The organism is Kitasatospora sp. MBT63 (assembly GCF_000710465.2).
Lineage (GTDB): Bacteria > Actinomycetota > Actinomycetes > Streptomycetales > Streptomycetaceae > Kitasatospora.
Window position 1 is genome coordinate 28,870 of sequence record NZ_JAIZ01000832.1, and the last position, 21,372, is coordinate 50,241.

Annotated in this window: 12 protein-coding genes and 4 pseudogenes; 8 read left to right on the forward strand and 8 right to left on the reverse strand. The window is 73.9% G+C overall.

The window, feature by feature from the left end; all coding sequences use genetic code 11:
• Positions 1–67 precede the first annotated feature (67 nt).
• A complete protein-coding gene (locus tag AA75_RS43900) occupies positions 68–7,813 on the forward strand; it encodes a hypothetical protein (protein WP_199520571.1) in 7,746 nt (2,581 codons plus the stop codon).
• 96 nt (positions 7,814–7,909) lie between these two features.
• Here the strand turns inward: AA75_RS43900 and soxR are convergent, their stop codons facing one another.
• Positions 7,910–8,374 carry a redox-sensitive transcriptional activator SoxR gene (gene soxR / locus AA75_RS43905; protein WP_033826162.1) on the reverse strand — a complete coding sequence of 155 codons (465 nt, stop codon included), beginning with the start codon at positions 8,372–8,374 and terminating at the stop codon, positions 7,910–7,912.
• A gap of 96 nt (positions 8,375–8,470) precedes the next feature.
• Between soxR and fdxA the strand changes: the two genes are divergently transcribed.
• Positions 8,471–8,794, forward strand: coding sequence for a ferredoxin (fdxA, locus tag AA75_RS43910; protein ID WP_033826163.1), 324 nt, complete (start codon positions 8,471–8,473; stop codon positions 8,792–8,794).
• 60 nt (positions 8,795–8,854) lie between these two features.
• Here fdxA and AA75_RS43915 read toward each other — a convergent pair whose 3' ends face one another.
• From AA75_RS43915 to AA75_RS43930, 4 genes and pseudogenes are all read right to left on the reverse strand, one after another.
• Positions 8,855–9,142, reverse strand: a complete 288-nt coding sequence (locus AA75_RS43915) for a hypothetical protein (protein WP_033826164.1) — start codon at positions 9,140–9,142, stop codon at positions 8,855–8,857.
• Between the two features lie 127 nt (positions 9,143–9,269).
• Positions 9,270–10,031 carry a class I SAM-dependent methyltransferase gene (locus tag AA75_RS43920; protein WP_033826165.1) on the reverse strand — a complete coding sequence of 254 codons (762 nt, stop codon included), beginning with the start codon at positions 10,029–10,031 and terminating at the stop codon, positions 9,270–9,272.
• A 153-nt stretch (positions 10,032–10,184) separates the two neighbouring features.
• Positions 10,185–10,423 (reverse strand): annotated as a pseudogene (locus AA75_RS54230) (pyrimidine/purine nucleoside phosphorylase).
• Between the two features lie 76 nt (positions 10,424–10,499).
• On the reverse strand, positions 10,500–11,714 hold the full coding sequence (locus AA75_RS43930) for an RNA-guided endonuclease TnpB family protein (RefSeq protein WP_033826178.1): 1,215 nt from the start codon (positions 11,712–11,714) through the stop codon (positions 10,500–10,502).
• A gap of 48 nt (positions 11,715–11,762) precedes the next feature.
• Between AA75_RS43930 and tnpA the strand changes: the two are divergent.
• Positions 11,763–12,186: pseudogene (gene tnpA, locus AA75_RS43935) on the forward strand (IS200/IS605 family transposase).
• A 95-nt stretch (positions 12,187–12,281) separates the two neighbouring features.
• Here tnpA and AA75_RS43940 read toward each other — a convergent pair.
• Positions 12,282–12,799, reverse strand: a pseudogene (locus AA75_RS43940) (class I SAM-dependent methyltransferase); the annotation flags it as partial.
• A gap of 12 nt (positions 12,800–12,811) precedes the next feature.
• On the opposite strand from AA75_RS43940, the pseudogene AA75_RS53310 reads away from it, so the two are divergent.
• Positions 12,812–13,100, forward strand: a pseudogene (locus AA75_RS53310) (SAM-dependent methyltransferase); the annotation flags it as partial.
• Between the two features lie 150 nt (positions 13,101–13,250).
• Here AA75_RS53310 and AA75_RS43945 read toward each other — a convergent pair.
• Positions 13,251–13,865 (reverse strand): hypothetical protein, encoded by a 615-nt coding sequence (locus tag AA75_RS43945; RefSeq protein WP_033826166.1) that lies wholly within the window; start codon positions 13,863–13,865, stop codon positions 13,251–13,253.
• Positions 13,866–13,971: 106 nt separating this feature from the next.
• Positions 13,972–15,267 (reverse strand): nucleotidyl transferase AbiEii/AbiGii toxin family protein, encoded by a 1,296-nt coding sequence (locus AA75_RS43950; RefSeq protein ID WP_063794564.1) that lies wholly within the window; start codon positions 15,265–15,267, stop codon positions 13,972–13,974.
• 241 nt (positions 15,268–15,508) lie between these two features.
• On the opposite strand from AA75_RS43950, the gene AA75_RS43955 reads away from it, so the two are divergent.
• The 4 genes from AA75_RS43955 to AA75_RS43970 form a co-directional block, all read left to right on the forward strand.
• On the forward strand, positions 15,509–16,039 hold the full coding sequence (locus AA75_RS43955; RefSeq protein WP_051814459.1) for a hypothetical protein: 531 nt from the start codon (positions 15,509–15,511) through the stop codon (positions 16,037–16,039).
• Between the two features lie 209 nt (positions 16,040–16,248).
• Positions 16,249–17,052: an SAM-dependent methyltransferase gene (locus AA75_RS43960; RefSeq protein ID WP_233289467.1), complete on the forward strand. Its 804-nt coding sequence runs from the start codon at positions 16,249–16,251 to the stop codon at positions 17,050–17,052.
• Positions 17,053–17,548: 496 nt separating this feature from the next.
• Complete coding sequence (locus AA75_RS43965; RefSeq protein WP_033826168.1) at positions 17,549–18,916, forward strand: SWIM zinc finger family protein; 1,368 nt, start codon at positions 17,549–17,551, stop codon at positions 18,914–18,916.
• A partial coding sequence (locus AA75_RS43970) for a DUF6493 family protein (RefSeq protein WP_051814461.1) occupies positions 18,913–21,372 on the forward strand: 2,460 nt, incomplete at its 3' end. The genes AA75_RS43965 and AA75_RS43970, both read left to right, overlap by 4 nt.

Sequence of the window (21,372 nt, forward strand, 5' to 3'; positions counted from 1 at the left end):
CGTACAGGAGCCGGTCGCCGCGCGCAGTGTGCACGAGCAGGCGTCGACCCGCCCGGATACCGCTGCGGTGGCGTCGCACGAGCCGGCCCCGCGTCAGGAGTCGGTCGCTCACGAGCCGGTGATGCAGGGCAGCGGGCAGGAGTCGGTGCTGCGGCACGACCAGCTCTCGCACGAGCCGACGGCGGGTCAGGAGCCGGCTCCGCACCAGCAGGTCGCGGAGCGCGGCGGCGCCCAGGAGAGCGTGCCACGGCAGGAGCAGCCGCTGAACGAGTCTCCGGTCGGGCGCGGCTCCGACGAGGGCGCGCCGCGGCAGGAGCAGCCCGTGCGTGAGCCCGTCGTCGAACGTACCGGGCAGGAAGGCACGCCGCGGCAGGAGCAGCCGCCGCACGAGTCCGCCGTGGAACGCGGCAGCCACGAGGGCGTCTCGCGGGACGAGCGGCCCGTCGAGTCCGGCGGGCCTCGGTCGGCTGCCACCCCCGTACACGAGCAGCAGACCGTGACGGCCGGTTCCTCCGCCGGGCACACGGCTCCGCCGGTGCGCGAGACGGTGGCGGAGCCGTCGGACGTCCCTGCGCAGGGGAGTGGTACGGGGCCCGTGCCCAACCTGTCCGGGGTACTCGGCGGTGCCGCACACGCGTCGGGGGCCGGAGGCAACACCAACCTCGACGGCGGGACCCGGATCTCCGGCGGCCACACGCCGACCCGTACCGAGCCGGAGCAGGCGCTGCCCGGCCAGGTCGTCCCACCCGACGCGTCCTCGTCGTCCGTCACCCAGAGCCCGAACGTCACCCCGCCGACGGCCGGCGGGTTCGTACCCGGCCCGGTCGCGGGCAGCGGCTCCACCGGTCACCAAGGCGGCGGCGGCCGGCCCAGCTCCGGGACTCACTCGATTCCGCCCGCGCCCAAGCCGCCGGCCGTGCGGCCCAGTACGCCCACCGGCTCCGGCGGCACCATCCGCCCTGGCACCGGCCGCGGCCGCGACGGAGACCTGACGCCGCCACCGCCGCCGCCACCACCGCCGTCCGCGTCGGCGGCGGTGAAGCCGGAGCACTCCACCTCCGAGGGCAACGGCGTCACCCCGCACACCGCCAACACCACGAGCACCGCCGCCCCGGTGCACGACCACCAGGACGGGACGACCGAAGGCACCACCCGCACCACCCCGCCCACGCCCACGACCGGCCACGACCCGGTCCCGGCCCGTCCGGGCCAGGAACGCGGCACCACCCCCGCGACGAACGAGAGCCTCCCGTCACCTGCGCACCGGGCCGCCACCGAGGTCGACTTCCCGCCGCCGGGATCACGTGTGAAGGTGGCGGCCGACGGGCTCTGCCTGCTCCACTCGGTCGCCGTCAGCGCACCCGACCTGGTGGGACCGCGGACGGCGGAGTCCGGCGGCGTCGCCAGGCGGCTGCAGACCGCGGTCGAGCAGCACTTCAGTGAGCTTCCCCCGGAACGCTGGCCGACCGAGGTGGTGTCCAACTACCGCCACCACATGCTCGGCCGGCCGGGGCTGGGCGAGCGTGACCTGCTCGAGCACCTCCCGGCCGACGTCCGGGACGGGTACGCCGGGATGCCGCTCGACGATCTGAGGGAGATCGTCGGCGACCACCTCGCCCACAACGCACCGCCGCCGTCGCCCCGCGAGCGGGAAGCCCTGCTCCGGACCGTCGGGGACTGGGAGAACCGCTGGCTGACCAACGAGGGCGAGATGCTCCCCGCTGCCGCGGCCCATGCGCTGGGCCTTCGGATGCGGGTGGTCGGCCACGACGGCACCCCGCTCGCCGTCTTCGGACCCGCGGACGGGCGGGCGGTGACGGTGTACCACCGGGGCAACCACTACGACGGCAGTGAACCCGTGGCGTCCACGTCGACGGACACCCACCCGCCGGCCGCCACCCGCGAGGGCACGCCGGCCCCCACCCCGGAGAAGTCCGGCGAGAAGCCGGCCGCGCCGAAGGATCCCGCTCCGGAGAAGAGCGGGGAGAAGCCGGTCGCGCCGAAGGACCCCGCCTCGCCGGAGACCCACGAGAAGTCACCGGAGTCCCACGAGAAGCCGACGGTGACGCCCGAGGCCGAGCAGCAGCCGTCCCAGCAGCAGCACACCACCGCAGATCCCGAGCCGAAGCCCGAGCCCGAGCCGAAGCCCGAGCCCGAGCCGCAGCCGGAGCCGCAGCCGCCGCACCAGGATGCCGCTGGTCCCCGGCCGATCGCAGGTACCGACCTGGTGGTCGGGCTGACCGAGAACGAAGCGGCGGTCCGGGACAAGGTCATCGCCGTCCTCGAACAGGCCGTCCCAGGGGACCGGGCCGCGGCCCGGGCCTTCGCCGACGCCCACTTCGGCCCGGCGACCCTGCGCCCCATACTCAGTGCGCTCTCCCGCGGCGAGGTGTGGACGGCCCCGCTCGAGGGCAACGGCTGGAGCGGCAGCATCAAGCTGCGCGGCCAGGTCACCGAGTCGACGCACCTGCGCACCGAGAAGATCGAGTTCGAGAACGGCGCCGACCGGACGGTGGCGACCGGGACCGGCCGCGACGCGCAGTGGCAGTACAACATCGGTGTCCAGGCCCGGCAGTCGGGCGGGGGCGCGGAGCCGGCGGAGCTCGCCGCCTACTTCCACGACCGCGGCCACGGCGAGGTCAACCTGGACCTCGGCGGGATGGTGGCGCGCTCCAAGACCTCCGAGCCCGCCAACGTGTTCAAGTCGACGATGCGGCTGGAGCTGGACTTCGGCGACCTGCGCCACGACCACACCCCGGTTCGCACCGGGTCCGGCGGCCACGCGGAGACGGTGGACCTCGGCATGACGGTTGCCGTCCCGGTCCGTCCCGAGGCCGGTGCGGTCGGCGAACTGCGGACACCCCCGCAGCGCCTGCTGGACGGCCGCGTCGGCGGTCAGGAGATCGTGCTCGACCTGTCCCCGCACGGCGCCTCCCAGGGCAACCGGCCGGTGGAGGAACTGCTCGACCACGTGGAGCAGGCGGCCAAGCAGGAGTTCGGGAAGGACTGGCCCGCGCTGCGTGAGAAGGTCCTCGCGGAGGTGGACTTCGGACGGCTCCAGCGGGACCTGAAGAGCATGACGGCCGGTGAACCGGTCACCGTCGCGCTCACCGACCGGCGCGGCCGGACGGTCGGCACGGTCGAGATCAGCGCGCGGGTCGGCGACCTGCACCAGACCGGCACCACCAAGGAGACCGAGTTCAACATCGGCACCAGCGTCCAGCAGGTGCGCAGCACCGCGACGACCCGAGGCAACGCGGGACAGTTCGGGCTGGCGAACGTGCTGAAGCCGGGGGCGGCCCTGATGGGCGTCGGCGGCGCCGGGCGGCTCGGCCGGGACCGAGTCGAGATCGCCGGTGACAGCCGGTCCGCCCAGCTCACCAGCAAGTCCAAGGTGCCCGGCGTCCGCTACGAGGGCGCCGTCCACTTCGAGATGTCCTTCAACGGCAAGGCCGACACGCACGAGGCGGGAACGGCGGACGTCCGGCTGCTGGTCGACCGCGGGGACACGACCCCCGAAGCCGTCAAGGCGGACCCCGCGGCCCGCGACACCACCTCGCCCGAGCCGCAGAAGTCGCCCGCACCAGAGACCGACGGGACCACCCCCAAGTCCGACGGGACCGCCAAGTCCGACGGGACCACCGAGACCGTCAAGACGGACGGGACCACCGCGCCGCCGACGCACGAGGTCACCAGCCCGCCGGACTCGGTCTGGCACGGGGGTGACGACCGGGGCGGTCTGGGCGAGACCGTCGTGGTGCGGGACCTGGAGAGCACCGCCGCACTGCGGGTGGCCGTGGACGCCAAGGGGCGGGAGCGTTTCGGCGACGACTGGGACGCCGTCCGGGACCAGGTCCTGCGCGGGTTCACCCAGCCGAACCTGGCCGCCAGGCTGACCGGGATGACCCGCGGCGAGGCGCTGGAGGTGAAGATCCCCGGCAAGGAGAGCCTGGTGGTCACCGCGACCGCCCGGGTCGAGTCGATGACCTACCGCCGCGAGGACGGCAAGGCCGAGCTCAACACGGTGAACGAGACCGGCGCGTTCAGCGTCGACCGCCGGCTGCTGGCACGCACCGGCGCTGCCAACGGCCAGCTCGGCGGCACCGTCGCCAAGGGCGCACCCGGCGCCGACCTGCTCGCCACGGCGTCCGGCCAGCAGCGCGACCGCGTGGGCGGGCAGGGCCGCCAGGCCGACCGGGTGTACGCCAACGGGAAGTACAGTGCGCCGCAGGTCATCTACGGTGCCGACCTGGCCGTGGACGTGCACTTCGGCCGGCCCGGCGAGGCCCCCGACGGCCGGTCCGCCGTCTCGGCACCGCTGCGCGTCGAGGTGGGGATGGACGCCCGGGACACCGTCAAGGTCCAGGCGCCCCGCAGCGAGGACGGCACGGTCGCCTTCAAGCGCCCCGCCGAGCCCCCGGAGCCCGCCGCACCCGCCGAAGGCTCCGCGCCCGCCCGCGACGACCGGCCTGCCGGTACCCGTCGTGACGGCGTGGAGCTCGACCGGCCCGCGGCGACCCACACCGCGCCGCGCCGGATGCGCGAGCAGCACGAGCTGAACGCGTCCTACGTGGTGCACACCCTGAGCGGCGCCGACAAGGTGCGCACCGCGGTCGAGGACGCGGTCCGGTCCAAGTACGGGGAGCCGTCGGACGAGGTGACGCAGCGGATCGGCGCCACCTTCGACCGGGTCGCGCTCAAGACCCAGCTCTCCCAGCTCACCCGGGGAGGGAAGATCACCGAGACCGTCTCGGGGACGACCTGGAAGGCCGAGGTCACCGTCACGGCCAGGCTGGCGGACACCACCTACCACTCCACCGCGGACAAGTACGAGTTCGAGTCCGGCACCCGCACCTCCCGCGGCCAGGGCAACCTGCGGGACCGCCGCGACCGCCTCGACGCCGGCGGCCGGACCAACATCCGGGCCCCGTTCGTGACCACCACCGGCGGCTACGCCCACCGGATGGACCGCAGCTACGGCCACGGCGCGGAGACCGTCGGCTCGGCCTCCAACCGCGGCAAGCACGTCGAGCCGGCGGTGTTCTTCGACGTCGACGCGGCGTACGACGTCAAGGTCACGTTCAAGCGCCTCGGCGTGGACGACGGCTCGCACACCCAGCAGGTCGACACCGTGGCCCGGGTGGCCGTCCCGATGCGGGACGCCGACCCGGTGTCCGGGCCGGTCGAGCGGACCACGGCGAAGCAGCCGAAGGGCTTCGTGGAGGGAAGGCGCCTGGACTCCTCGGCGATCGTCACCGACGTCCACGCACTGCCCGACGCACGGCCCGGCGCACAGCCCGCCGCGGCGCACGGCACCGCGCCGGGCACCAAGAACGACACCGCGCACCCCACGGCCGGGGCCACCCCCGGCCCCCGGCGGACCCTGGGCGAGTCGATCGTGTCCCAGGTGGAGTCGGGCTGGAAGTCCGGCAGCTCGCGCCCGGTGACGGGGGGACCGGACGGCCGGCCCAAGCCGGAACGCAACCCCTTCGCGAGCGACTGGGCGGGCATCCGCCGCAAGCTGGACGAGGAACTCACCCCCGACCGGCTCCAGTCCAGGCTGAAGGGCATGACGGCCGGGGACGAGATCGTCGTGCGGCACGGCCGCACCACCGTCCGCGTGGGCGCGGTGCTCCGCGACCGGATGGAGCACCTGGGCGATTCGGGCACCACCGAGTTCAACACCGGTACGGACGTCCAGCGGTCCTTCGCCGACTCCAACGGCACCGGCCACGGCCACCAAGGCGTCCTCGGTGCGACGGCGGCCGTTCCCGTGCCGGGTGCGCCCGTCTCGGTGACCGCCGGTGTGACCGGTACCGGCGGCCGGGGGCAGGAGCACGCGGACGTCCGGACCAGCAGCACCGCGGCCGGCTCCGCGACCAAGGCCAAGCTTCCCGGCAGCGCCTACCGCGGAGAGGCCGAGCTGCAGTTCACCATCACCCGGCGGCCGTGGGTCGGAGCCTCCGTCCACCAGCGGCGCACCGCGGCGATCGGCTTCGAGACCATCGTCGAGTCCGGCGAGACCGTGCCGGTCCCCCCGAAGAGCTCCGACGACGCGCCGACCGCGCAGCGCCCGCCCCGGACGCTCCCGACCGAGGTGCCCGAACAGGTCAGCGTCCGGATCCCGCCGGAGCGGGTCTGGGAGACCGGGCTGCGCGACACCGACGTGCTGCGCTGGCTCGGCGACGTCGGCGGCGTCCAGGACCTGGTCCGGCTGCGAGGTCCGGAGTTCTTCGGCAGGTCGACCTGGCAGGAGATGGAGCCCATGGTCGGGACCGTCACCTCGCACAGCCACCTCTCGGCGATGTTCGGCACCGCGAGCCAGGGCAGCGAGGTGGCGGCGAGCATCCCGACCAAGCGGGTGACGCTCGGCGGCGGCAAGGGGGTGGAGGTCGGCGTGAAGATCGTCTCGCTCGAACACCGGGACACCGACGCCGCGGTCGAGCTGAGCCCGGCCAACGCCACCTCCTCCGGCACCGTCCGCTCCGACCTGGCGGCGAAGAACGCGGGCGTGCAGGGCCAGGTCGGCGCCAGGATCACCGGGGACGTCACCAACAACCCGGCGATCACCGGCGGCGCCCAGCGGCTGTGGCGCGAGGGCGGCACGCACGGCGACTCGGGCCAGATCGTCTCCAACGGCAAGTTCGCCACCCCGATGGCCCGTTACCACGGCGCCGCCGAGGTGGAGGTGACCCTCTTCGACGGGAACCGCAACCCCGTCAAGGAGAAGGGAATCATCCCGTTCACCGTCGACATCCCGCTGTCCGAGACCACCGGGGTCGACCTGCCGGGCGACCACTACCTCGCCTTCACCGAGGACCACAAGGGCGGAGAACTGCGCTCCGGCGACGGGGCACGGCTGCTCGAGGACGTCCACCGGACGCTGACCGGGGGCGACCGGCCGTTCGACCACACCGCCGCCACGCCCGCCGAGCGCGAACAGCTGATCGGCACCGCCCGCGTCGGACGGGCGGCCTTCGGCGGGGAGTTCACCGCCGGAACCGAAGCCGGCCGCGCCCACATCCAGGCGACCCACCGGCTGGTCGAACTGGCCGGCGGATCCTCGGCCGCCACCTCCGCCCTGCTGGGGGACCTGCTCAACACGCCCGACGGCGAGGCACTCAAGGCCGACGACGTGCGCAAGGTGATCGACTACGTGGAGCGCAAGAGCGCCGAGGGGTCGCCCGTCATCCTGGACGACCTCGTCGCCGGGGCCCAGGACGGCTGGCCCGCACACGAGCCGTACGACATCCACCGCGAGACGTGGACCGAGCCCGGCCCGGCCAACGAGCTGGTCACCGCCGCGATGGCGTCCGCCGCGGCCGCGGCCCGTCCGCTGCTCCAGGACGGGCTGCCGGAGATCGGGCGGCTCCACCTCACCGTCTCCGGCGAGGGCGCGGAACTGCCGTTGCGCCGGGAGTTCGAGCTGACCGGTGACCCGGCCGAGCAGATCCGCAGGATCGAGGAGGCCACCTACCTCAAGCCGGGCACGCGGCCGAGTGAGGTCTCCGTCCGGCTGGCCGGTGCGCCCGAGAGCGGCCACCAGTGGGACTTCCGGGTCACCGCCCGCCCCGAGGGCAGCCGCGAACTGACGCTCCGCCACCGCCGGGCGGCGGACGACCAGCAGCCGGACGGGCAACTGTCGGACGGGCAGGGGTCGGGCGGGCAGGGGTCGGGCGGGCTCCAGCCGGACGGGCTCCAGCCGGACGGGCCGCGGCCGGACGACCCGGTGCGGACCGCTGCCGCCGCGAGCGTCACGGCGGCGGCCGCGTTCGCCGCAGGGCGGAGCACGGCACCGGCGGAGTCCGCGTGATCGCCCGGGCGGAGGTGCGAGGAGACTGACCGGGTGCCCGGGCGGACTCCCCGTGGGTGCCCAACCCCACGGGGGAGTCCGCCGGGCACCCGTCGCTCACAGCCGCCGGGGCCCGGCGCCGTCGTCGGCGAGGCTGTCTCCGGGGTTGAGCAGGGCGCAGGCCTTCATCGAGAGACAGCCGCAGCCGATGCACCCGGTGAGCTCGGACTCGAGCCGCTCGATGGTCAGCCGCCGCTCCTCCAGCCTGCGCTTCCAGCCGCGCGAGGCCCGCTGCCACTCCTGATGGCTCGGCGGGCGGTCGAGCGGCACATCGGCGAACGCCTCGAGGAGGTCCTGCAACGGGATGCCGATCCGCTTGGCCACCGAGATCAGCGCGATGCGGCGGAGCATGTGCCGCGGGTAGCGGCGCTGGTTGCGGCCGTCGCGCTGGGAGGCGATCAGGCCGAACTCCTCGTAGAACCGTAGGGCGGAGACGGCCGCCCCGGTCCGCGCGCTCACCTCGCCGATGCTCAGCCAGTCGTCCGCGGCGGGCCGGGCATCGCCGGAACGGTAGGTCGTCATGCGGTGGCCTCCTCTTGTGCTCAACCTTACTTGAGGTCCTACGGTCGGCTGCGTCGCAACGACAAGCAGCAACGATCCGGAAGGGACGGCAGTTCGATGACGTTTGTGATCGCTTTGCCCTGTGTGGACGTCAAGGACAAGGCATGCATGGACGAATGCCCCGTCGACTGCATCTACGAGGGGGAGCGGATGCTCTACGTCCACCCCGACGAGTGCATCGACTGCGGAGCCTGCGAGCCGGCGTGCCCCGTCGAAGCGATCCTCTTCGAGGACGACACCCCCGAGGAGTGGGCGCACTTCAACGCCGTGAACGCCGAGTTCTTCGCCGACCTCGGCAGCCCCGGCAGCAGCGCACGGGTGGGCCCGATCGGGCGGGACCACCCGACCGTGGCGGCCCTGCCGCCCCAGGGCGCCGGGTGAGCCGGCCGGCCGGGGGAGCAGCCTGAGGGGTGGGCCGCGGACGTCCGCTGCGCGGTGGGGTCAGCCGCGTTCCTGCTCGCCCGCACCGTCGACGGCGGCGGCCCGGGCCCGCCGGCGGCCCAGCAGGGCGCATCCCACGGTCACCAGGCCGATGGCGACGACCCTGGCGGCCTGGTAGTAGCCGGAGGCCAGTTCCTCCGGGGTACCGGGCAGCCGGAAGGAGACCCAGACCGCCGCGACCGCCCCGAGGACGATCAGCCCGACGGATCCCCACGTCCCGAGCTCCGCCCACCACGGTGCCGGGGCGTGGTCCCGGTCCTCGGTCTGCGTGGTGTCGGTGTCGGCCATGGTCTGTTCTCCCGGGCGTGCGGTGGCGGTCTGTCAGGGAGGACGCAGGATCGGCGCGGAAGGTTCACCGGCGGGCCGACCCGCCGGAGGCCGTACCGCCGGTCGGCGGCGCGGGCGCGGGCCGCGTTCAGGCGCAGGCGCGGAAGACGTACGCCGTCATCGGGGCGGTCACCTGCCCCGCGCCCAGTCGGGCGGTGGTCTCCTCGACGACGGTCGCCCGGACTTCCGGCCCGCCGCCGCGCTCCTCGACGGCCGTACGCACCGGGGTTCCGGCGAGGAACCCGGCGGCGATGTCGGCGGCCGCCGCCGCCCGGCCCTGCAACGTCAGCTCCTGCACGTCCTCGACGGCGAGACCGGCGGCCGTCAGCTCGCCGGCCACGACGGCGCGTTCGGCGCAGCCGTGCGGCACAGTCGGGATGAACCGCGGCGGGTCGACCGGAAAGGCCCGCTCCAGTCCGGCCTGCACCGCGGCCGCGAACCCCTGCGTCGCGAGCGGTCCCCACGTGTTGAACAGGAACCGGCCGCCCGGGGCCAGCACCCGGCGGACCTCGGCGAAAGCCGCCACCCGGTCGGGAAAGAACATCACACCGAACTGGCAGACCACCAGGTCGAACCGCCCGTCCGGGAACGGCAGCCGCTGCGCGTCGGCCTGCCGCCACTCCGCGCCGGAGGCCCGGGCCGACCCGAACACGACCATGGCCTCGTTCAGGTCGGTCGCGGTCACCCCGGCCGTCGGCACCGCTTCCAGCAGCCCCGAGGTCAGCACACCCGTCCCCGCGGCCAGCTCGAGGATCCGCCGGGGGCCCAGCGCCGCCGCCCGCGCGGCCAGGTCCTCGGCGAACGGCCGGAAGACCGCCGGTACGAGGTACCGCTCGTACACGGCCGGCATGGAGGCGGACCACCACCGGTCAGCGTCGATCCCCGTCACCCGATGACGGTAACGCCGCCACGCCGGGCCCCGTGCCCGGCACGCCCGCCCTGCCCGCCGGGTTCTGCCCCGGCGCGACGAGCGGCCAGGTCAACGGCCGGCCGGCCGGTGCGGTCAGCGGTACTCGCAGAGGTAGGCGGTGTCGGACTCCACCTTGAGGTCGAAGGTGCTGGTGCCCGGACGTCGAACCGGGTGCCGGCCGCGAAGGTCCGCCAGGCGTCGGCACCGGGCAGCCTGACGGTCAGGGCACCGCTGATCACGTGAATGGTCTCCGGGCCCGCGGTGTCGAACCGGTAGTCACCGGGGGCCATGACACCGATGGTCGCCCGCCCGTGCTCTTGCTGGAAAGCGATCGACTTGACCGTGCCGTCGAGGTACTCGTTGACCGTGAACGTGACTCCTCCCCGACGTAAACGCCGGGGCTTCTCGCTAAGCCGGGTGGGCCTCGCGACGGACCAGCCCGGCCCGTAGAACATTGAGTGCTCCCACTGTGTCGGCGTGCGCCGTGTGGCCGCACGACCCGCAGTGGAACTTCTCCTGGGTCGGCCGGTTCTCCTTCGCGACGTGCCCGCATTCGGGGCAGGTACGGGAGGTGTTGCGGGGGTCCACGGCGATCACTTCCCGACCGGCGCTCTCAGCCTTGCTGGTGAGGATCGTGAGGAACACCCCCCAACCGGCATCCATGATCGAACGGTTGAGCCCGGCCTTGGCCGCTGCTCCGTTGGGCAGGAAGACGCCCGGCGTCTCGGGGTCGGGCCTGGGCGCGACCGAGCGGGACATGTTGCGGATCTTGAGGTCTTCGTGCGCGATGAAGTCATACTCACGGACCAGACCGAGGGCAGTCTTGTGCGCGTGGTCGAGCCTCTGTCGGCGCACCTTGCCGTGCAGCTTCGCGACCTTCTCCACCGCCCGCTGGTGGTTGCCGGTGCGCTTGTCGCGGCGGACACGCGGGAACCGCGAGAGTGCCTGCTGAGCGGCTTCGAGCTTCGCGGCGGCGGCGCGGCCGTGACGCGGATTGGGGACGAACCCGCCACCCGAGTCGGCGAGAAAGGTGGCTATGCCCAGGTCGATCCCGACCACGGAGCCGGTCGCGGGCAGCCGCTCGGACTGTTCCTGCTCGGCGGTCAGGACGACGAACCACTTGCGGCCCTCGCGCTTCACCGAGACGGTCTTGACCCTGCCGACCACCGGGCGGTGCCGGTTGAGCCTGACGTGCCCGACGCCCTGGAAGCGGACTCGGGTGACGGGGTCGTGTGGGGTCGAATCCCAGCGGCAGCCGTCACCGTCCTTGGGGAAGTCCACCGTGTCGAACCAGTTGACCCCGCGAAAGCGCGGGTAGCCGGGCGTGTCGCCGGACTTGACCCGGCGGAAGAACGCGGTGAACGCCTTGTCGAGACGGCGAAGTGTCGCCTGCTGGGAGGAGAACGACCAGCGGCCCTGGCGGTCCGGGTCGAACGCCCGGATGTCCTTGAGCTGAGCGGACTGCATGCCGTACTTGACGCTGGTCCTCGACATGTGCCGGTAGGCGTCGCGACGCTCCTGCAACGCCCCATTGTAGAGCGAGCAGTGGTCCCGCAGCATCTCGCCGAGTGCTTGCGCCTGGCCCACGGTGGGCCGCATGAGGAACTTGTACGCACGGATCATCCGGCCCACCCCCCTTCAAGGTCGATACGACCATACTGCGCCTGGTCCATGGCACCACGCTGGGGACCGGACCCCGACATACGACGGGGAAACCACGTCGTCCACAACCTGCACGCACACTTGGTATTCGTCACCAAGTACCGGCGTGAGATCTTCGACGACGCCATGCTGACCCGCTGCGAGGCGATCATGCGGGACGTGTGCGAGAGTTTCGGTGCGGAGGTGCGGGAGTTCAACGGCGAGGGCGACCACGTCCACCTGCTGGTGCACCGCCCGCCGGAGGTCCCCGTCTCGAAGCTGGTCAACAGCCTGAAGGGCGTCAGCTCCCGCTACCTGCGCGCCGAGTACACCGGACGTATCAACCGCATCGGGGTCAGTGTTCTGGGCACCCTCGTACTTCGCGGGGTCCTGCGGCGGCGCACCGCTCAGCATCGTCAAGGACTACATCGAGAACCAGAAGCGGCCCACCTGATCGTCACCATGGAGGCGCAGAGACCTCCGTCGCTTCGCGCCTCCATGTCAGGAATCGCATTCCCGCCCGGCCTAAACGCCGGGATTCCCTGCGGAGATCAGGGGGATGGCGAAGGGGTGGTCGACGGATGCGATCAGGCGGCCGCCCGGCCTGAGTACGCGGCGCAGTTCCGCCGGCGCAGGTCCCCAGTCCTCCAGGTAGTGCAGCACCAGAGACGCGACCACATCGTCGAACGCGTCGTCGGGGTAGGGCAGCGGTCCGCCCAGGTCGGCCACGCGCAGGTCCGCGCCGTCGCCGAGCCGTCGGCGGGCCAGCGCCAGCATCCCGGAACTCGCGTCGAAGCCGCTCACGACGGCGCCGCGGTCGCGCAGCGCGGCGAACAGCGGCCCTGAGCCGCAGTCCGCGTCGAGGATCCGCCGGCCGGTCACGTCCCCGGCGAGGGCGAGCATCGCGGGCCGCTCGTAGTGGGCGTTGACGAGGTTGGTCTCGTTCTCGGCCGCGTACTCCTCGGCGAAGCCGTCGTAGTCGTTGACCGTCGGCGGGTCCGCAGCGGCCGCCGACGGCGGGGTAAACCGGTGGGGTGCGTGTGCTCCGGCTGTTCGTCGGCTGTCATGGAGGAGTCACCAGCCTCATGCACCGCGAGGCAGGCCGCCATGCCGAGTACAACTACTCCGACACGACCAACTGGACCGAGGAGTGGACCATGGGCGGCCGCAGCGCCCGGATCAGCCTGTGGCACCGGCCGCTGCACGCGATGGTCGAAGCCTTCACCGCGGCAGGCTTTCCGGATCACGGTCATCAGCGAGCCGGAGCCCGACCCGGCCACCCGCGAGCTGTTCCCCGCGGCCATCGCGGCCAAGCCGCGCTTCCTGTTCTTCGTGCTGCAGGCCGACCGGACCGCTCCTGGCCGGTGATCACGCGGCCGTCGGCGCCCGGCCCGGGCGCCGACCTGGTCGCCGCCGCGTGGACCGGTCGTCCGGCACGTCTCCGTTGCCATCGTCCCGGACCTCAGGACGACGGGATTCCCCGACGCCTGCCCGGCAGATCCCCGGCCCTCGGTGAGCTCAGTGCGGAGCGGCCGGCTCCGCCGTGGCGGACTTGCGCGCGGCCGGCTCCGGTACGCCGAACTCGCGCTCGGCCGTGGCGGTCACCCACATCGGGAGTTGCGCCACCGCGATGGGCGGTGAGGCGGGGAAGCCCGGGCTGATGGCCCCCATCGGGAAGAACGCCACCCGGCACCGGCGGCACAGCCAGGCCGCCTGCCAGACCCGGTGGCGCCTCTCCCAGACCGCGAGCTGCTTCGCGGCACCGTCCTCGCCTGCCATGACCCGCCGTCGTCTCGTCGACAGCTGCACAACGAGCCCGGCCACCGCGAGGGGCACGGACAGGAACAGCGGGCCGAGGAGGTAGCCCAGGCGGTAGGCGGGGCTGGCGTCCTGCAGATCGGAAAGGTCCCCGGCAAGGTTCTTCAGCCACAGGGCGGTGACCACGGCCGCCGCGATGTAGAGACCCATGGCGGGCCTGCTGCGCTCGGCCGTCGCCCGCACCGGGGGCGGGGGCGGGGGTGGCAGGAGTAGGCCGTGCTCCGTTGCCGGGAGCGGGTCGCCGGTGTCGGTCAGGGCGTGCGGCACGCTGACGGTCCGGTCGGACTCGGTGCAGTGGGGGCATACAGCGTTCATCGGCCGGTCGTGCTCCGGTCTGACGTGCACCCGCAGGTGGTGCGTGGACGGCGTGACAGCGTATTAGAGCACGGACGTGCGAACGCCCGTCACATGATTTCGCAGGTCAGCCCAGCCGTTGCAGCAGCCGGTCGATGGTGGTCCTGCCGTCGCGGACCTGCTCGGCCCAGTACTGCCACGCCGGGCAACGCAGCATCGCCTCGGCGAGTGCCGTCCCGTCCGGCGCGGCCCCGGACACGTCCGCGGGCGCGGCCCAGGCGGTGGCATGGAGCAGCGTTCGGGTCAGACGGTGGGCGAGCCGGAAGGATGCTCCCGAGTGGAGGAGCAGGGCCTGGACCGCCCCCAGTCCCCCTTCCGCGTGGGCCGGGCACAGGCGTTCGATCCAGCCCTGTGCCCACCAGGGCCCGAGAGGGGTGGGGTCGGTGCGGGCGAAGGTCGGGGTGAGAGCCGTGGCCAGGCGCGGCAGGGCGTCGGCGGTCGTCCCGGCGAGGTGCGGGTACTCCCGCTCGAAGTGCTGCCGCGCGGGTTCGAGGCGGTCGGCGAGGGCGGTGATGGTGTCCGCGTCCACCGGGTGTTCGGCGTAGTGGGCCTCGCCGGTGGCGAAGACGTCCCGCAGCACCCGGTAGGGCAGCGGGGTCGACTCGGCGAGCAGCAGGGCGTCGTAGAGGTCCTTGCCCTGGGGGTGGATGTCGGTGACCAGCCACATCAGTTTCCACGCGAGCGACAGTTCGCGGGTCGCCGCGGCCAGCCTGGCACCGGGGGCGTCCAGGGCAGGCAGCAGGACGGTTTCGGGCGCCATCGGCAGTGGTTCGTTGAAGACGAAGTCGAGCTGCACCGCGCCGCCGGGCAGCCCGTCGGCGTGCCAGGGCAGGACCAGCCGCCTCCCCGGTACCCGGTCGTACGTCCAGATCTCCTCGCTGACAGCCTCGGCCGCGCGGAACCGCACGGTTGCAGTGCTCGCCGCCTCCGCAGCGCAGGCGATGCCCTGCAGCAGGTCGGTGGTGCGGTCCTCCTCGATCCGCCAGTCCTGCGGGACGACCACGAAGTCCAGGTCGCCGGGCTCGCGGGCGGCGTCGCCGTACCAGGCGCGGAGTACCACGCTGCCGCGCACGACCAGGTGCCCGGCCCACGGGGAGTCGGCGACGGCCGCGAGCAGCAGGTCCATGGCGCGTCGGCGCGCCGCGTACCAGCCGGTCGACAGCGCGGGGTCGGTGAAGCTCGGGTCGGCGGCGCGGAAGGCGTTGGGGTGCTGCGTGAGCGCCGGATCGAACACGGCGGCCTGCGTGGCGCGGGCGTCGTCGACCGGACGCAGCGTCAGCGGCAGACCCAGCCCGGGCAGGTGGGCCGCCGGCACCGAACGCGGCACGGTGCCGCGTTGCAGGCCGGCCCGGATGTCGTTCATGGGCGCTGGGCTCCTCTCCCCGGCCGGCCGGCGTGTCCCGGCCCGGCCGTGGATCACGGTAGCGGCCGGCCTGCTCCCGCCGGAACCGGATTACCGGCGCCCGCGGGGGCCGGGCCATCAGACCGCTGGCCTGCTCGGCTCGTCGCCGGGGGTGCCGCACCTGTCCGGCCGGGCTGATCGTGTGCTGCCCGTATAGGGTCGCCCACGTCGGCAGGTTCGAAGCTGTTGAGGGGGAAGCGCATTGGAAACCACGGTCACCGGATCCGGTCCGACGGGGGACGCCGGGCGGCGGCGCCGCGATCTGGCCGCCCGCTGGTGGAAGTGGGCGTTCTCCGCGCCGGCCGGGCACTCTCCCGTGCGGGACCGGACCGGGGAACACGCGGCGTGGGGCCAGGCGGCCGACGTGTGGTTCCTGGCGGGGACGTTCGGTGGGCGGGCCGAGCGGCGGTGCCGCGTGCCGGCGGGGACGCCGCTGTTCTTCCCCGTGTTCACCTACGAGATCACGGCGCTGCTGGCTCCCCTCGGGGCGCCGCGGATGCAACTGGCCGTCGCGAAGGCGGACCTCAACGGCTCACCGCTGCCGCTGCACGAGACCTCCGCCGGGTGGTACTGGTCGCGGGGCCTGCCGCGATCGACGTGGGGACACTGGTGCAGCATCGAGCCGCTCAGGCCCGGCCAGTACGTGCTGTGGTTCAAGTCGGCGACGCCGGAGGGCTTCCGCGTCGAGGTGACCTACCACCTCGAGGTGGCCGACGAACCGGCCGTCAGGTAGGCGATCGGCGAGAGGCTCGAGGAGGCGGACGAGGTCGACGACCAGCCCGGCGTCGAACCGCCGGGCCTGGAACTGCTGTTGGTCACACCATCGGGTGGCTTCCGCACAGTGGCGGCGAGCGCTGCCGACTTCGGCGCCCTCGCCGGATTAGGGTCCGTCGACCGAACGATCCGATCGAGACCGACCGTGAGGCCCGTATGTCGAGCGCAATGTCCGATGTCGATCCGACGAAACCCAGTATCGCCAGGGTGTACGACGCCTTCCTCGGCGGCAAGGACAACTACGAGGTGGACCGTGAGGTGGTCCGCGGCGTGCGGAAGGCCGCGCCGGAGGCCGCCGACCTGGCGGTCGAGAACCGGGCCTTCCTGATCCGCGCGTGCCGGTTCCTGGCCGCCGAGGCCGGTATCACCCAGTACCTGGACTGCGGTTCGGGCCTGCCGACCGCGGAGAACACCCATCAGGTGGTGCAGCGGATCGATCCGGACGCGCGGGTCGTCTACGTGGACAACGATCCACTGGTGCTGGCCCACGGCCGCGCGCTGCTGGAGGGGAGCAGGACGGCCGTCGTCGTCGCCGCGGACATCTTCGAGCCGGAGAAGCTGCTGCGGAACGAGGTGGTGGCGTCCCACCTGGACTGGAGCAAGCCGATCGCGCTGCTGCAACTGGGCACGCTGCACCACTACAACGGCGAGCACCTGCGCACCCGCAGGGACATCATGCGCGCCTACCTCGACGCCCTTGCGCCCGGCTCCTACGTGGCGGTCAGTCACTTCCTGGACCCGGAGGACGAGTACAGCGCGACCGCCCGGAAGATGGAGGACATGTTCCTGCACAGCATGATGGGCAGTGGCACCTTCTCCACCAAGGCCGAGTTGCAGGACCTGTTCAACGGCCTGGAGATGGTCGACCCGGGCCTGGTGCGGTGCGTCGACTGGCGGCCCGACGGCCCGCGGGCCGGGGAGCTGAACGCGGCTCAGCGGTGCATCGCCGGCGGCGTCGCCCACAAGCCGTAGGCGGCGAACCGGCGAACCGGCTCACCGGCGGTGGACCGTGGCTGCGTGGCCGTGGTCGGCTGACGGCGCATCGGCGAAGTGCGGCCCGTTGCAGGGGCGCCGCCGAAGGGGCCGTCACCGAACGTCCGGTCGGGGGTGGTAGCGGCGCGTATCTTTGGCATGTACGCTCAGTGGTGGTGGCAGGTCGTGGAGACGGCCGCCTTCGCGCTCCGTGGGGGGAGCGCTGGGGCGGCCGTGGTGACCTGCTGGGCCCGGCTGTGTATTCCGTGGGGGAGTGCCGGCCGGGTCCATCTCCTCGTACTCCGTTGTACCCGGCCGAGGCCGGATTTATGCCGGGTTCATGCCAGGTCCCTGTGGTGTCGGCCACTGCGGGGCCTTCCTGAGCCCGCGTCGGTCGCAAATGCACCCGCGAAGGGTCACCACGCCGGCCGACCGCCGCCCGTCGGGAACCCCGCCACGGGGGCCGGTGTCAGTGACCCGCCTTACCGTCCTCGGCATGACGCAAGCCGTACACACCTACGCCTACCTGCGCCCTTCCGCGGTGCGGCAGAACACCGACGGACGCAGCCTCGCCCTTGAGACCTCCGGCGGCGCCACCCCGCTCGGCCAGGCCGCCAACCCCCGCTTCTTCAGCGGCTTCCTGACCTCCCCCGCGGCCGCGGCCGCCGCCCTCCTCACGGTCGCCGACATCGCCGCGGCCCGCTACCACCAGCCCCGCCTGCGCGCCTCGCTCGACCCGGTGGTCACCGCGGACGGCGACCGGCTGCGCTTCGAGTCCTTCTCCGGCTGCTGCGGCGTCCACGCCCGCCTCGACGTCCTCGCCGACGGCCTCGACGGCGGCGACGTCCACCACGGCACCACCAACGTGGACATCAACAACCCACTGCGGGAGAGCCTGTCACGGCTCGGCGGCACCGACCCGCTGCACCTCGCCGTCGGCCCCGACGCCCTGGAGGTCACCACCCTCGACGGGCCCCTGGTGGAGAAGAAGGTCCCGCTGCCCGAACGCTGGCTGCGCGGCTTCGCCGAGACCCAGGTCATCGCCGCCACCTTCGAACTCCGCGCCGAACTCCCCGCCGCCGAGGCCGTCCGCTTCCTGCGCGCCCTGCCCCGCGGCGGCGACCGCTCCGCCCCGCCCGGGTGGGTCGTCCCGGCCGGCCGCACGCTGCGCCCGACCGCCCGTCCCGTCCACGGCGCCGTCTGCCTGCCCGGCCCCGAGCGCCTGGCCGCACTCCAACGCGTCCTGCGGCACGCCCTCGCCCTGCGGATCTACGGCCCGGCCCAGGTCAACGGCCCCGCCGCGTCCGCCTGGGAGATCGTCCTGCCCGGCATGCGGCTGACCCTCACCCTCTCCCCGGACGCCACCCGCGGCTTCTCCGGCGAAGGCGGAGTGCTGGACGCCCTCGCCGCTGAAGGCTCCGCGGACGACGCCGACCTGGTCGCCGCCCTGCTCGCCTGGGACCCGCGGATCGACCCGGCCGAACTCGCCGAACAGGCCGCGATCCCCGTCAGCCGGGTGCGCGCCGCACTCACCCGCCTCGGCACCGCCGGCCGGATCGGCTACGACCCCGCGGACGCCGCCTACTTCCACCGCGCACTGCCCTACACCACCGGCCACGCCGAGGCCCACAACCCGCGGCTGACCGCCGCCCGCGCCCTGCACGCTGCCGGCGCCGTCCGGCTGGAGGACCAACGCGCCGTCGTCACCGTCGGCGACCACGTCCAGCACGTGCGCACCGGCGCCGACGGCGCCCTCGGCTGCACCTGCCTGTGGTGGGCCAAGTACCGCGGCGGACGCGGCCCGTGCAAGCACGTGCTCGCCGTCGGCCTGGCCCGCGCCGCCCGGACGGAGGACGCCCGGTGAGCGAGCTGACCGACCTGGTGCGCCGCGGCCGCACCACCCGCACCGCCCAGCTGATCGCCACCCTCACCCCGGAGCAGCGCCGCTGCGAGCTGCCCGCGCTGCGCGCCCTGCGCACCGAGTACGGGCGGAGCCGGCACACCTCGGCCGGTGCCTGGACGGCGCTGCTGGTGGCCGGCGCCGGCTGCCACACCGCGCCGTCGGCCGTCGCCGACTGGCTGGGCGGCCGGGCGTTCGAGGACTGCTCAGGCTGGCGCGACCCGGCGCTGCTGGCGGTGCTGGAGCGCCAACCGGCCGAGTGGCGGTCCGCCGTGGTCGCCCGCCTCGCCGAACGGCGCGCCCCCGGCTGGCGCTGGTCCGAACGCTTCCTCCTGCTCGAGAACCTGATCCACCGGCTCGGCTGCCCCGTACCGACCGCCGACCCCTTCGTCGTGCAGTGGGTCGGCGAGCGGGCCCGCCCCGACCAGCGCAGCGGCGCCCTGCCGCCCGGCACCGACCTGCACGCCCGGCTGGCTGCCGACCCGTTCACCCCCGCGCTCGCACCCCGCCTGTTCGAGGTGGCGGAGATCGGCACCGACCTGGAAGGGCCGTGGGCCGCGAAGGACGACTCACAGCGCTGGCCCGCCGTCCTGGCCCGGCTCGCCGACGACGGGATCCTGGACCGCGCCGACCTGCTGACCCGCTGCCTGGCCCGGCTGCTGCGCGGCGGCCGGCCCGCCGAACTGCGGCCGTTCCTCACCGTGCTCAAGACCTTCGCACCCACCGAGGACGAGTACACCGCACACGTCCCCACCCTGCTCGGCCTGCTGGACGGCCCCTCCACCCTCGCCGGCCACGCCCAGCAGGTGCTGGCCGGCCTGGAGAGCGCCGGCCGGCTGCCCGACGAGGCGCTCGAGCAGGCCTCCGGGGTCCTGCTGTTCCGCCCGGAGAAGAAGCTCGTCCGCGCCCAGCTCGGCTGGCTCGATCGCGCCGCCCGGGCGGCACGCGACCGGTCGGGACCGGTGGTACTGGCCGCGGCCGCCGCCCTCGGCCACCAGGACCGCGGCCTCCAGGACCAGGCACTCAAGGTGATCGCCCGTCACCTCCCGGTGGCCGGCACCGCCGTCCTCCCGGCACTGCGCGAGGCCGCAGCCTCGCTCGACCCCGCCCACCACGCCCGCGCCGCGCAGCTGTTCGGCACCGAGATCGCCACCGAGGCGCACCGGGAACTGCTCCCACCCGTACCGGCCCCGCGGCCCGTGCCGCCGCCCGTCGCGACCCCGGCCGAACTCGCCGAGGAACTCGGCGCGGTACTCGCCGGCGACCAGGACCCCGTCACCTTTGAACGCACCCTGGACGGCCTGGTACGGCACGCCTGGCAGGACCGGGCCGCGCTCGCCGAAGCGCTCGCGCCCGTCCTGGGCCGCAACTCCTGGCACCCGCTGCACCCCGTCGCCGAAGCCGCCACGGCGACCTCCGTCCCCCGCGCACTCGCCGTGATCCGCGGCCGCGACGACCGGCTGCGCGGCCACGACGAAGGCAGCGGCTTCACCGACCACCTCGCCTCCCGCATCGAGGAGACGGTCCACCGGCTGGCCACCCGCCCGGTCCCGTACCTGCTCGCCACCCCGACCGCCGCCACCGGCGCGCTCGACGCGGCCACCCTGGTCGAGCGACTCGCCGGCTACGAGCACCGCGGCACCGCCCCCGGCCCGGTCGACCTCACCCAGGCACTGCTGCGCGTCACCCCGACCGGCGACCCCGAGGTACTCGCCGCGGCCGCCCGGCTGGAGTCGCCGGAAGGCGAGCGGCTCGCGGCCTGGCTGCGCACCGGCGGGCTGCCGCACCAGGCCTCCAGGGCGGAGGTCACCGCCGCCGAGACCCTGCTGCCCTGGGCGGTGCCGACCCGCAGGCTGGCCCGGCAGGACGGCTCGCCCCTCGCGACCGGCCTCCCGCGGGACACCGCCCGCCTGCTCGGCCCGACCGAGCAGCGGCACCGCCGCTCGTACTGGTCGCCCTGGACGGACGCCCACCGCGCGGCCGTCCTGCCGCACCACCGCGAGGAGACCGCCGCGCGGCTGCTGCACGTCGTGGCCGCCGCCGCCGATCAGGACGACCGCGGCGCCGCCGCCGTGCTCCCGTACCTGGCGGAGGCCGACGGCCCGGCCGGCCTCGCGGTCCACCTCGCCGTCGGCCACGGCCTCGGCGCCCGCCACCGGGAGGACCGCACCGCCGCGGTGGACGCCCTGCTGGTCCTGGCCGCCCGCGGCGACCTGGACGGCGACCTGCTCGGCCGCGAGAGCGCCGAGCTGATCCGCCTAGGGTCGGTCAAGCCGACCCGGCTGGCCGAGTCGCTGCGCGCAGCGGCCGACACCGGGGCGTACAGCACCGTGTGGACGGTCCTCGCCGCGCTGCTGCCCGGCCTGGTGGCCCAGGACCAGGCCAGGCCCGGCGACCTGCTCGCCCTCGGCGCGGACTGC

Bases quoted from the DNA above. Each gene is read 5' to 3' on its own strand.
- soxR (WP_033826162.1), bottom strand. From the start codon at position 8,374: ATGACGACCTACCGTTCCGGCGATGCCCGGCCCGCCGCGGACGACTGG.
- fdxA (WP_033826163.1), top strand. From the start codon at position 8,471: ATGACGTTTGTGATCGCTTTGCCCTGTGTGGACGTCAAGGACAAGGCA.
- AA75_RS43915 (WP_033826164.1), bottom strand. From the start codon at position 9,142: ATGGCCGACACCGACACCACGCAGACCGAGGACCGGGACCACGCCCCG.
- AA75_RS43920 (WP_033826165.1), bottom strand. From the start codon at position 10,031: ATGCCGGCCGTGTACGAGCGGTACCTCGTACCGGCGGTCTTCCGGCCG.
- AA75_RS43930 (WP_033826178.1), bottom strand. From the start codon at position 11,714: ATGATCCGTGCGTACAAGTTCCTCATGCGGCCCACCGTGGGCCAGGCG.
- AA75_RS43945 (WP_033826166.1), bottom strand. From the start codon at position 13,865: ATGAACGCTGTATGCCCCCACTGCACCGAGTCCGACCGGACCGTCAGC.
- AA75_RS43950 (WP_063794564.1), bottom strand. From the start codon at position 15,267: ATGAACGACATCCGGGCCGGCCTGCAACGCGGCACCGTGCCGCGTTCG.
- AA75_RS43960 (WP_233289467.1), top strand. From the start codon at position 16,249: ATGTCCGATGTCGATCCGACGAAACCCAGTATCGCCAGGGTGTACGAC.
- AA75_RS43965 (WP_033826168.1), top strand. From the start codon at position 17,549: ATGACGCAAGCCGTACACACCTACGCCTACCTGCGCCCTTCCGCGGTG.